Genomic DNA, 12,268 nt, shown 5'->3' on the forward strand with positions numbered 1-12,268 from the left:
TTCGCGAGCAAGCCCGCTCCCACAGGGGGGTTGGGTTTAGCTCAATTCAACAGCACTTGGGCCCACCCTTGCCGCCGTAACGGGCCTCCTGGCGTTCACGAAAAAACGCCTCGTAGTCCATCATCGGTTTGTCCGGGTGCTTGGTTTGCATGTGCTCGACGTAGTTGTCGTAGTCGGGCATGCCGACCATCAGGCGGGCGGCCTGACCGAGGTATTTACCCAGGCGACTCAAATCATTGAACATCGTTGCAATCCTCTATCAAGCGTCCGGCAGGGCCTGGAATGGCGCTTCCTTGTCCGTGCGTTCCTTGGTGCCCCAGGCGGCGATGCCGACCTTGAGCGCATAGAACAGGATGCTGAAGACCACGAACAGGAACAACACCGTCAGCGTCGCGTTGGTGTAGGCGTTGAACACCACGTGCTGCATCTGCTCGATGCTCTTGGCCGGGGCCAGGATCTGGCCGGCGGCCAGGGCATCGTTGTATTTGCGCGCCAGGGCCAGGAAGCCGATCGCCGGGTTGGCGTCGAACAGCTTGATCAGGCCCGCGGTGGTGGTGCAGATCAGCAGCCAGGACGCCGGCAGCAGCGTGACCCAGACGTAGCGCTGGCGCTTCATCTTGATCAGCACCACGGTGGCGAGCATCAGGGCGATACCGGCCAGCATCTGGTTGGAGATGCCGAACAGCGGCCACAAGGTGTTGATGCCGCCCAGCGGATCGATCACGCCCTGGTACAGCAGGTAACCCCACAGCGCCACGCAACCGGCGGTGGCGATCAGGTTGGCGGTCCACGATTCGGTGCGCTTGAGGGCCGGCACGAACGAGCCCAGCAGGTCCTGGAGCATGAACCGCCCGGCACGGGTGCCGGCGTCCACGGCCGTGAGGATGAACAGCGCTTCGAACAGGATCGCGAAGTGGTACCAGAACGCCATGGTGTTCTCACCCGGCAGCACCGAGTGCAGGATCTGCGCGATCCCCACCGCCAGGGTCGGCGCACCGCCGGCACGGGCCAGCACGGTGGTCTCGCCGATGTCCTTGGCCACCGCCTGCAGCGCCTCGGGCGTGATGGCAAAACCCCAGCTGCTGACGGTCTGGGCCACGGCCACCACGTCACCGCCGACGATCGCCGCCGGGCTGTTCATGGCGAAGTACACGCCCGGCTCGATCACCGAAGCGGCGACCATGGCCATGATCGCCACGAAGGACTCCATCAGCATGCCGCCGTAACCGATGTAGCGGGCGTTGGTTTCGTTATCCAGAAGCTTGGGCGTGGTGCCCGAGGAGATCAGTGCATGGAAGCCCGAGACCGCGCCGCAGGCAATGGTGATGAACAGGAACGGGAACAGCCCGCCCTTCCACACCGGCCCGGTGCCGTCGGTGAACTGGGTCAGCGCCGGCATTTTCAGCTCGGGCATGGTGACCAGGATGCCGATCGCCAGGGCGACGATGGTGCCGATCTTGAGGAAGGTCGACAGGTAGTCCCGCGGCGCCAGGATCAGCCACACCGGCAGCACCGCCGCGACGAAACCGTAGCCGATCAGCATCCAGGTGATCTGGATCCCGGTGAAGGTGAAAGCCTTGGCCCAGACCGGGTCGGCGGCGATTTGCCCGCCCAGCCAGATCGAACCCAGCAGCAACAGCACGCCGATGAGCGAGATCTCACCAATGCGGCCCGGGCGGATGTAGCGCATGTAAATGCCCATGAACATCGCGATCGGGATGGTTGCCATTACCGTGAAGATGCCCCACGGGCTCTCGGCCAGGGCCTTGACCACGATCAGCGCCAGCACCGCGAGGATGATGATCATGATCAGGAAGCAGCCGAACAGCGCGATGGTGCCGGGGATGCGGCCCATTTCCTCGCGCACCATGTCGCCCAGGGAGCGACCGTTGCGGCGAGTGGACAGGAACAGGACCATGAAGTCCTGCACCGCACCGGCCAGCACCACGCCGGCGATCAGCCAGAGCGTGCCGGGCAGGTAGCCCATCTGCGCCGCCAGCACCGGCCCGACCAGCGGCCCCGCACCGGCAATGGCCGCGAAGTGGTGGCCGAAGAGGATGTGCTTGTTGGTCGGGACGTAGTCCAGGCCATCGTTGTTGAGCACGGCGGGAGTGGCCCGGCGCGCATCGAGTTGCATCACGTTGTTGGCGATGAAGAGGCTGTAGTAGCGGTAGGCGACCAGGTAGATGGCCACGGCGGCGACGACGATCCAGAGGGCGTTGATCGCCTCGCCTCGGCGCAAGGCCACGACACTCAACGCACAAGCTCCCAGAACAGCCACGGCAAACCAGGCGAGGTGTTTAACCAGACGGGTTGTCATTGCATGTCTCCTGCCGATATCCAGTGGATTGCGGCGATTGTTTTTATAGTGTGCCCCGGCTATTCGGAGCCGGCCCAATATCCCTGCAAGTCGTCAATAAATAAATGCGCAGTACTACGTACGGGCCATCTACGTAGTTCTACGTAGACACCCATCCCCTGTGGGAGCGAGCTTGCTCGCGATGGCATTGTGTCAGGCGACATCCCGGCTGGCTGATCCGAGGTCATCGCGAGCAAGCTCGCTCCCACAGGTTTTATGCCTCCCCCATGGGTTTGGCATATGATGCCGCCATTCGCCTCCCCGCCGAGCCCGGACAGGAGTACAGATGCTGCTCAAACACAAAATCGTCGCCCTCGGGATTTTGCCGCTGGCCCTGGCCATCGCCGTCATCTGCGCCCTGGTGATCTCGCTCAACCGCCAGTTGGGCGATCAACAGGCGCAACTGATCGAAGACAGCATCCTGGCGAGCAAGCGCGCCGAGCTGAAGAACTATGTCGAGATGGCGCAGAGCCTGATCGCACCGCTGTACAACGACGGCCAGGGCGACGAGCGCGCGCAACAGCAGGTCCTGGAAGAACTGCGCAAGCTCAGCTTCGGTATCAACGGTTACTTCTTCGTCTACGACCGCCAGGGCCGCAGCCTCATGCATGCCCGCCAGTCGGAGCTGGTGGGGCAATACCTCTGGGACATGAAGGACCCCCACGGCCTGCCGGTCATCCAGGCGCTGATCAAAAGCGCCGAGTCAGGCGAAGGGTTCCAGCGCTATGCCTGGAACAAGCCCTCCTCCGGCCAGGTGACCGACAAGCTGGCCTATGTCGTGATGCTGGACAAATGGGGCTGGATGCTCGGCACCGGGATTTACCTGGAAGATGTAGAGCGCGCCACCCAGAAAGCCCGTGACGAAGTCGCCCACGGCATCCACACCACCATGCAAGCCATTGCCGCGATCGCGTTGGTGGCGGTCCTGCTGGTGTTCGCCGGCGGCATGACCCTCAATGTCAGCGAGCATCGCCTGGCCGACAAAAAACTGCAGCGCTTGAACCAGCGCATCGTCAGCTTGCAGGAAGAAGAACGCTCGCGGGTTTCGCGCGAGCTGCATGACGGCATCAGCCAACTGCTGGTGTCGATAAAATTCCAGTTCGAACTGGCCAGCCACGTGTTGGAGAATGGCCAGGAAAATGGCCTGGGCATCCTGAAGAACGCCACCGACCGGCTCGGCGAAGCCATCGGCGAAATCCGTAATATCTCCCACGACTTGCGCTCGTCCCTGCTCGACACCTTGGGCCTGCCCGCCGCCATCGGCCAGCTCGCCACCGAGTTCCAGCAGCGCAGCGGGCTGGAAGTGTCCTATCGAAGCAACGAATTCGATTGCCGCCTTGAAAATGGCGCCCCTGTCTCACTGTTTCGCATTGCCCAGGAAGCCCTGACCAATATCGAGCGCCATGCCGGGGCGAAAAGCGTCGGCATTACCCTGTTCGGTTCCAGCCAGTCCTTGCGACTGACGGTGGTCGACGACGGGATGGGGTTCAACGTCCCGCAAGTGGAACGCGGCCATGCCGGCATCGGCCTGCGCAATATCCGCGAGCGGGTCGAACATTTCGGCGGTCGCCTGGAAGTGACGTCCGTACCGGGCCGCAGCGAACTGGACATCCTGCTGCCCATGAACCTCTCGGTCACGGAAAACTGATGCACGCCCACGCCAACAAGAGCACTCGTCGATGAACCTGCCTCCCGTGATTCGCGTCGCACTGGTCGATGACCATTCCCTGGTCCGCGACGGCATCAGGGCCCTGCTGTCGGTGATGCCGCAACTGGATGTGGTGGGCGAAGCCGAGAACGGCGCGCAAGCGATCGAAATGGTCGGTCGCTGCCAACCGGACCTGCTGCTGATGGACATCGGCCTCAAGGATAAGAACGGGCTCGAGCTGACCCGGCTGCTGGGCAAGCAATACCCCAGCCTCAAGATCCTGATCCTCAGCATGTACGACAATTATGAGTACGTGAGCGAGTCCGTGCGTTCCGGCGCCAGCGGCTACGTGCTCAAGAACGCGCCATCGCGGGAAATCATCGCGGCCATCGAAGCCATCATCAGCGGCGGCACCTTCTACAGTGCCGAGATTGCCCAGCGGCTCGCCACCGACCCACACACCGACAACGAGCTGACACCACGGGAAAGCCAGGTGCTGTACAAAATGGTCCAGGGCCTGAACAACAAGGAAATGGCCCGTGAACTGGACATCAGCGTACGCACCGTCGAAACCCATCGCCTGAGCATCCGCCGCAAGCTGAACATCGACAAGCCCGCGGCCCTGGTGAAATACGCGATCGACCACGGGATCATTTCCCGCTAGGCCCCACACCGTTCCCTCGCCACAGGTTACTCATTTCAATCGGCGTGGTAATAACCCGGCAACGCAAGATCATCCAACAATCCCGGGCCGCTTGGCATCCAGCCCAGCAAGGCACGGGTGTATTCGCTGGACACCGCCATGTTCGCCGCCGCCATATGGGCGAACCAGCCGAAATGCTCGCGCTCCCGGGATTCGACCGGCAACCCCAGGCCACGACCGATCGCCTGGGCAATGTCCTTGAACGGCACGGCCTCGTCGGCGACGGCGTGGTAGACGGATTGCGTCACCCCCTGCTCCAAGGCAAGCCGATAAACCCGCGCGGCATCCTGTCGATGCACACCCGACCAGCAATGACTGCCATCACCAGGGTAAGCCGATACGCCGCTTTGCCGGGCAAGGCGAATCAGGATCGGCACGAAGCCATGGTCGCCGAGGCCATGGACCGAGGGCGCCAGTCGCACCGTCGCCACACGCACCCCATGCTCGGCCAGGTCCCGGGCGGCGGCTTCGGACTTGCGGAGCGAAGCCGGGCTCACCACTTCCAGTTCACTCGCGCCCCGCGTCAATCCAAACAGGCCCGACGTCACCAGCAACGGCCGGTCGGAGCCGCGCAACGCATCGCCCAACGTTTCGATGGCGCGACGGTCCTGCTGGGCATTTTCGGCAAATCGCGAGAAGTCATGATTGAACGCCGTGTGAATCACCGCGTCCGCCGCCGAGGCTGCGCTGTGCAAGATCTCGAGATCATCCAACGTGCCTGAAATCACCTTCGCGCCTGTCGCAGCCAGTGTCGCGCCTTTTTCTTCGCATCGGGCCAGGCCCGTGACCCGATGCCCGGAGGCGATCAGATCCTTCACCACGGACGCTCCAACCCAGCCCGTGGCACCGGTAACGAATACGTGCATATGCAACGCTCCTGTTCTAAAAACCGAGACCAAAAATCTTCTATAACCCATCGAAGACTCAGGATTTGTATTGAACTTGTGCTTGCCGTCCTCTGAGCAGCATCAAGGCCACCCCGAAGGACAGCCCAACGGCAATGGCGCCGCCCAGGTAAACCGCACCGATGCCCCAGCCACTGGCCAACAAACCGGCCAGCGGACTGGTGATGCCCAGGGAAATATCAAGAAACGCGACGTAGGCCCCCATGGCGAGACCGCGTGCCTGCGGCGGCGCACGCCGTACCGCTTCCACGCCGAAGCCGGGAAACGCCAGGGAGTAACCGAAGCCGGTGAAAGCCGCGCCCACATAAGCCATGGTCGCGGTGTCGGCGCTCCAGATCAGCAGCAACCCAACGGTTTCGATCAATACGCAGACCAGGGCGACGCGAGCGCCGCCAATCTTGTCCGGAAGGTGCCCGAAAAGCAGGCGCGCAGCGATGAAAGCCACACCGAACGCCGTGAACGCCAAGGAAGCGTTGCCCCAATCCCTGGCTGCGAACAACAGGGCAATGAACGCCGTGAGGACACCAAAGCCGACGCTGCAAAACGCCAACCCCATGCCGGGAACCCACACAGCCCCGAGCATCGTGTAGAACGGTGTTCGCCGGGTCGCCGTAGGGGCGACAGCGCGCACCCCCGCGACAATCGGCAAGGCCAGTAGCGGAATGAACATCGAGGCCATGGCAATGCCGGTGAACCCCCAGGCGCCGTTGAGCACCACGCCGAGCGGAGCACCCAGTGCGTAGGCCCCGTACATGGCGATGCCGTTCCAGGCCATGACCTTGCCGGCATGCTGCGCCCCCACCAGGCCGATGCCCCACCCCAGCGCACCGGTGACAATGAGGCTTTCGCCAATTGCCAGCAGCACCCGACCACCAGACAAGAGCCAGACCGACGTGACCGGCGCGGCAACGAACGCCAGGGAAAGCAAATAGTCCAGCCCTGAAACCGCGGCTGTCACCAGCCCGGTCATGACCGCGCGTTTGCCACCGCGCATGTCGGCAAAATTGCCGGCCCAGGCCCGTGACAACAGCGCCGCGGCGAACTGTGCCCCGACCACCAGGCCAATCACCAACGTGCCCATGCCCAGCGTGTCATGCAGATGGAGGGGCAAGACCGGCAGTTGCATGCCGATCGTGAGGAAACCGATGAATACGGTCAGTGTGAGCGGCAACAGCTTGAGTGCCGGATTGGCCTCAACGGCTGCCTGAGGCGCCGAAGAAGCGCCGAGATGAATATTGTCTTGTGTCATAACCTTACCCACGCAGAGGATGGATGTGACGTTGAACGCTGCCTGCAGAGGCGACTAGAATGCGATCAATTCGTCGCATTCAAGATACGAATAATCCGTCGCATTTCCTATTCGCATTCCCTGCCGAGGTTCATGCCCACATGTCCGAACGCTCAAGTCCGCAGATTTCCTCGCGCAAACAGCCTAAACAGGCACGCTCCACCGAGCTCGTCGCCGCGGTTCTGGAAGCGGCTGTTCAGGTTCTGGCGACCCAGGGCGCGGCACGTTTCACGGTGGCTCGTGTTGCCGAACGCGCGGGCGTCAGCGTCGGCTCGGTGTATCAATACTTTCCGAACAAAGCGGCGATCCTGTTCCGCCTGCAAAGTGATGAATGGCGGCAAACCAGCGACATGCTGCGCAAGATTCTTGAAGACACCCACAAGCCGCCCTTCGAGCGCCTGCGTACCCTCGTGCAGGCGTTCATCCAGTCCGAATGTGACGAAGCCCAGATACGCGTCGCCCTCAACGACGCCGCCCCGCTCTACCGCGACGCTCCCGAGCACCAGGCCGCGCGGATGTCGGTGCAACAGTCGGTGGACGCTTTCATGCTGCAAGCGTTGCCAGACGCCCCGGCCCAAACCCGCACCCTGGCAGGTGACCTGGTCATCAGCACGCTCAGTGCCGTGGGTAAGCGCTTTTCATCAGCGCCCCGCTCTCCTGCGGACGTTGCCATCTACAGCGACGCCATGGCCGATATGTTCTGCGCCTACCTGGAGAGCTTGCAGCGACGCCCCTTTGAGACCGCTGTCTGCTGACTGTTCGTCAGCCATGCTCCAGTGACAGCCTGCCAACACTTTTACTACACTCCCTGATCTTGTTTCCCTCCGCTACGAGACGTCCCCTCACGATGAAAACCATAACAAGCTCGATGACGTTCTGTGGCCTGTTGGCGCTCTCTTGCGGCGCCTTGGCCGAACCGGCACCTTCGCTGCTGGACCAGGTCCTGCAACGCGGCGAACTGAAGGTGTGCACCACCGGCGACTACAAGCCCTATACCTTTAAAACCGAAGCAGGCGAATACGAAGGCATCGACATCGACATGGCGCGCTCCCTGGCCGCCAGCCTCGGCGTCAAGGTGCAATGGGTGCAGACCACCTGGAAAACCCTGATGCCGGATATGGTTGCAGGCCAATGCGACATCGGCATGGGTGGGATTTCGGTGACGCTGGAGCGTCAGAAGAAAGCCTATTTCAGCACCACTCTGGACGTGGACGGCAAGATTCCCCTGGTGCGTTGCGAAGACAAGGAGCGTTACCAGACCCTCGAGCAAATGAACCAGCCTTCGGTGCGCCTTGTCGAGCCGGCCGGCGGCACCAACGAAGCCTTCGTCCGGGCGTTCCTGCCCAACGGCCAGCTCAGCTTCCATGACAATGTGACCATCTTCCAGCAACTGCTGGACAAGAAAGCCGACGTGATGATTACCGACGCCTCGGAAGCGCTCTACCAGCAAAAACTCAAGCCCGGCCTGTGCGCCGTCAACCCGACCCGCTACCTGCAATATGGCGAGAAGGCCTACCTGCTGCCACGGGATGACAACACCTGGAAGATGTACGTCGATCAGTGGCTGCACCTGAGCAAGGCCAATGGCAGCTACCAGAAAGTGATTGGCCAATGGCTGGCCGTACCAGCCGAATAACCGTTGGCCGAAACAAAAATCCCTGTGGGAGCGAGCTTGCTCGCGATGGCGTCAAGTCAGCCGCATTGAGGTTGGCTGACACACCGCTATCGCGAGCAAGCTCGCTCCCACAGGGGGATCTGTGGCGTATATGAATCCTGGGCCAGCCCAAAACAATTGTGGGAGCGAGCTTGCTCGCGATGGCGTCAGGTCAGCCACATTGAGGTTGACTGACACACTGCAATCGCGAGCAAGCTCGCTCCCACAGGGGATCTGTGGCGTATGTAAATCCTGGGGCCGCCCCACGGGGATCTGTGATGGGGTCTGCTCCGGACAGGCCCATTCACCTCACTGTGCCGCGCGCACCTTGGCGATTTCCTCGTACATCATCTTCACCAGGTCGCCATCCAAGGATTTGGCGAACTTGTCGACCACCGGTTTCACCCGCTCACGCAAGCGATCTTTCTCGGCAGGGGTGATTTCATTGACGGTCATCGCAGCGGCCAACGTGGCCTTGGCCTTGTCCATGCTCGCCGCCGTGACTTCACGCTGGAATGTTTGCGCCTCGGCCGCAGCCGCGCGAATCATCGCTTTTTCATCGTCGTTGAGACGGTTCCAGGTTTTCTGGCTGATGATCAACGATTGCGGATTGAAGATGTGCCCCGTGACGGAAAGGTACTTCTGCACTTCGTAGAACTTGTTGCCCTCAATCACCGTGAAAGGGTTTTCCTGGCCGTCGATGGTGTGCTGCTCAAGGCCGGTGTAGACCTCGGGGAACGCCATCGGCACGGGGTTGGCGCCCAGGGCGGAGAAGGTCTCCAGGTAGATCGGCGACTGGATGACGCGAATCTTCAGGCCCTGCATGTCTTCAAGCTTGGTCACGGGATGCTTGCTGTTGGTCAGGTTGCGAAAACCCAGGTCCCAATAACCCAGCCCTACCAGTCCTTTGCTGTCCAGTTGCGCCGCCAGCTTCTGCCCGACCGGCCCATCGATGACCGCATGGGCCTCCTCGACGTTGTTGAACAGGAACGGGAAATCGAGCATGGCGTAATCCGGTGCCTGGGCGGCCAGGATGCCGGAGTTGAGCACCGTGATGTCCAGTGTGCCGCCCTGCAACGCCGACACCGTTTGCACATCGCCGCCCAACGTGCCGCCGGGGAACAGGCGGACCTTGATCTTGCCGCCGCTCTTTTCGCTGAGCAGGTCGGCGAACTTTTGCGCCCCCTGCCCCTGGGGGTGCTCCTTGACGTTCTGGAAGGCGAATCGCAAGGTCCGCTCGCGGATCTCGTCCGCGTGGCTGGCCACGCCGGTCAACAGCAAGCCCGTCGCGCATGCCCCGGCCAGCAGGGTTTTCATCAGTTTTCCCATGTCACTCTCCGATCGTTATTGTTTTTTAGGTCGAGCTAACAGCACCGGTGTTATCCGGTGAAGAATTTCAACGGCCCCAGGACCAATTGCGGGAACAGGACCAACAGCAACAGCACCACAAACTGCGCAAACATGAACGGCCATACCCCGCGCACGATTTCCTCGAAGTCCAGCTTGGCCACCCCGCAAACCACATTGAGCACCGTCCCCACGGGCGGCGTGATCAGGCCGATGGCCGTGTTGATCAGGAACAGCACGCCGAAGTACACCGGGTCGATCCCCGCCTGGATGACGGCCGGCATCAGCACCGGGGTGAGGATGAGGATGGTCGGGGTCATGTCCATCACCGTCCCTACCAGGATGATCAGCACCATCATCACCAGCAACAGAACGGTCTGGTTGTCCATGAACGGCGCCAGCAGCTCCGCCAGTTGGCCCGGCAGGTCGGCGATGGTCACCAGCCACGATGAAACCATGGCCGCCGCCACCAGCAGCATCACCACCGAAGTGGTCTTGGCCGAGGACAGGATCACTTCGTACAACTGGCTGACCTTCATTTCCCGGTAGATCACCAGGGACACGAACAGCGAATAGACCGCCGCGACCACCGCCGCTTCCGTGGGCGTGAAGATGCCGAATTTCAGGCCCAGGATGATGATCAACGGCAGGCCCATCGCCCAACTGCCATCGAGCAACGTGCGCAGCACTTCGGTACGGGAACGTTTGGACGGTGTCTCGACGTTCTCGCTGCGGGAGATGTACCACCAGGCAACGGCCAGCGAAGCCCCCAGCATCAACCCCGGTACGATCCCGGCCAGGAACAGCTTGGAAATCGACACCCCGGATGCCACACCAAAGACGATGAAACCAATGCTCGGCGGAATGACCGGCGCGATGATGCTGCCGGCGGCGATCAACCCGGCCGAGCGCCCTCGGTTGTGCCCGGCCAAGACCATCATTGGTACCAGCAACGCCGCCAGCGCCGCCGCATCGGCCACGGCCGAACCGGACAACGATGCCAGCAGGCAGGAAGCGATGATCGCCACGTAACCGAGGCCACCGCGCTTGTGCCCTACCAGCGCCATGGCGATGTTGACGATGCGCTTGGACAGGCCACCGACGTTCATGATTTCGCCGGCCAGCATGAAGAACGGCACGGCCATCAGCGGAAAACTGTCCGCGCCGTTGAGCAGGTTCTGGGCAATGATTTGCGCATCGAACAGATCCAGGTAAACCATCAACGCCACGCTGACCACCAGCAAGGCAAACGCGATGGGCATGCCCAGTGCCATGCTGCCGATCAAGGACCCGAGAAAAATAACCAGCGTCATGGGCGGGTACTCTTGATGGAATCAGAGGTGCTGGGGTGATGAGTGATCGCCTCGCCGTCGTTGTCCTTGACCATCATCAGTTCGTCATCCCCGAGCTTGCCGAACAACGCCAGGTAGAGCTCGTAGAGCAGGATCGGTGCGGCACTGGCGCCGAACACCAGGCCGGCGCCATAGAACAGCGCCATGGACAATCCCGATGCCGGGGCGACTACGTTCAGGTTGATCGCCGCCTGTTGCCAACTGCCACTGAAGATCAGCCAGCAGATGTACAACATCAGCAGATGCCCGATGACCAGGCAGATCCGCTTGCCTGCCGACGGCAAGCGCTTGACCAGGCTGTCCATGCCCAGGTGGGCACGGTCCTTGAGCGCCACCAGGGCACCGAGAAAAATCATCCAGACGAAGAACCAGCGCGACAGCTCCTCCGACACACTGATGCCGGAGTTGAAGGCATAGCGCAGCACCACATTGCCGAACACCAGCACGATCATTGCGAGCATGCACAGTACGATCAGCAGCTTCAGCAGCTTGAAATACAAATCGACGACTTTTGCCATCTTGAAGACCTCTCGGATTGTCGAGTGCCGGGTTCCAACCGGGGTGATAGAACGGCGACGGTGTCCGCTATCGAATCCAAATGGAGATGTTCCGAGGGGCTTGAGGCCAGGAGCGCCAGACCGAGGGAAAGGTGTCGGGCGTTTGCAGAAAGGTTCGCATGAGGTGTTCCTCTATTTTTTATTATGGTCTTGGCAATGCGTCGCAAGACGTATGTGGCGCTTAAAATGTACCAACCGGTTAGTTCGGTCAATATCCCAGGCACCAACCCATGACAAAGCGGGCGATTATCGGCTATGCGTTCACAGGTCTGCCCGCCCCCCGCACCTGCGAAACCAGGCACAAACTTTCCTTGGTTGAAGAACAGCAGCACGCCCGATTAAAAAGTTATTTACCAACCGTTCGTCATAATAAATAAAAATAAAATGAACAAAACTCAGTCACAGCACCTTGCACACAGTTAACTCAAGCCCACCAACTACGAGCCAATGACAAC

11 protein-coding genes are annotated in these 12,268 nt (G+C 61.3%); 4 read left to right on the forward strand and 7 right to left on the reverse strand.

Annotated features, from left to right (window positions below):
• Window positions 1–46 precede the first annotated feature (46 nt).
• Both BM317_RS24770 and BM317_RS24775 read right to left on the reverse strand, forming a co-directional pair.
• The gene (locus tag BM317_RS24770; RefSeq protein WP_003182142.1) at window positions 47–244 is read right to left on the reverse strand and encodes a YbdD/YjiX family protein; all 198 of its coding nucleotides are present in this window, start codon (window positions 242–244) and stop codon (window positions 47–49) included.
• Window positions 245–259: 15 nt separating this feature from the next.
• Window positions 260–2,320 (reverse strand): carbon starvation CstA family protein, encoded by a 2,061-nt coding sequence (locus tag BM317_RS24775; RefSeq protein ID WP_092476605.1) that lies wholly within the window; start codon window positions 2,318–2,320, stop codon window positions 260–262.
• Window positions 2,321–2,645: 325 nt separating this feature from the next.
• On the opposite strand from BM317_RS24775, the gene BM317_RS24780 reads away from it, so the two are divergent.
• Together BM317_RS24780 and BM317_RS24785 are read left to right on the forward strand one after the other, a co-directional pair.
• A complete protein-coding gene (locus tag BM317_RS24780; protein WP_092174705.1) occupies window positions 2,646–4,007 on the forward strand; it encodes a cache domain-containing protein in 1,362 nt (453 codons plus the stop codon).
• A gap of 31 nt (window positions 4,008–4,038) precedes the next feature.
• Entirely contained in the window at window positions 4,039–4,671 is a 633-nt protein-coding gene (locus BM317_RS24785) for a response regulator (protein WP_024619432.1), read from the forward strand.
• Between the two features lie 35 nt (window positions 4,672–4,706).
• Here BM317_RS24785 and BM317_RS24790 read toward each other — a convergent pair whose 3' ends face one another.
• Both BM317_RS24790 and BM317_RS24795 read right to left on the reverse strand, forming a co-directional pair.
• Window positions 4,707–5,576, reverse strand: coding sequence for an SDR family oxidoreductase (locus tag BM317_RS24790; protein ID WP_092476607.1), 870 nt, complete (start codon window positions 5,574–5,576; stop codon window positions 4,707–4,709).
• 58 nt (window positions 5,577–5,634) lie between these two features.
• The gene (locus BM317_RS24795) at window positions 5,635–6,864 is read right to left on the reverse strand and encodes an arabinose transporter (protein ID WP_092476609.1); all 1,230 of its coding nucleotides are present in this window, start codon (window positions 6,862–6,864) and stop codon (window positions 5,635–5,637) included.
• Between the two features lie 140 nt (window positions 6,865–7,004).
• Here BM317_RS24795 and BM317_RS24800 point away from each other — a divergent pair, with 140 nt between their 5' ends.
• Together BM317_RS24800 and BM317_RS24805 are read left to right on the forward strand one after the other, a co-directional pair.
• Window positions 7,005–7,658 carry a TetR/AcrR family transcriptional regulator gene (locus BM317_RS24800; protein WP_092476611.1) on the forward strand — a complete coding sequence of 218 codons (654 nt, stop codon included), beginning with the start codon at window positions 7,005–7,007 and terminating at the stop codon, window positions 7,656–7,658.
• A gap of 92 nt (window positions 7,659–7,750) precedes the next feature.
• Window positions 7,751–8,539 carry a transporter substrate-binding domain-containing protein gene (locus BM317_RS24805; RefSeq protein ID WP_092476613.1) on the forward strand — a complete coding sequence of 263 codons (789 nt, stop codon included), beginning with the start codon at window positions 7,751–7,753 and terminating at the stop codon, window positions 8,537–8,539.
• A gap of 327 nt (window positions 8,540–8,866) precedes the next feature.
• On the opposite strand, the gene BM317_RS24810 is transcribed toward BM317_RS24805, so the two are convergent.
• The 3 genes from BM317_RS24810 to BM317_RS24820 are packed head-to-tail and all read right to left on the reverse strand — an operon-like array spanning window position 8,867 to window position 11,774.
• On the reverse strand, window positions 8,867–9,886 hold the full coding sequence (locus tag BM317_RS24810) for a TRAP transporter substrate-binding protein (RefSeq protein ID WP_092174683.1): 1,020 nt from the start codon (window positions 9,884–9,886) through the stop codon (window positions 8,867–8,869).
• A 50-nt stretch (window positions 9,887–9,936) separates the two neighbouring features.
• Entirely contained in the window at window positions 9,937–11,217 is a 1,281-nt protein-coding gene (locus BM317_RS24815; RefSeq protein ID WP_092174679.1) for a TRAP transporter large permease subunit, read from the reverse strand.
• The gene (locus BM317_RS24820; protein WP_092476616.1) at window positions 11,214–11,774 is read right to left on the reverse strand and encodes a TRAP transporter small permease; all 561 of its coding nucleotides are present in this window, start codon (window positions 11,772–11,774) and stop codon (window positions 11,214–11,216) included. The genes BM317_RS24815 and BM317_RS24820 overlap by 4 nt, the downstream gene beginning before the upstream one ends.
• Between the last annotated feature and the right edge of the window lie 494 nt (window positions 11,775–12,268).

Origin of the sequence: Pseudomonas sp. NFACC24-1, assembly GCF_900115235.1 — a bacterium.
In the GTDB taxonomy this organism is placed as follows: Bacteria; Pseudomonadota; Gammaproteobacteria; order Pseudomonadales; family Pseudomonadaceae; genus Aquipseudomonas; species Aquipseudomonas fluorescens_AA.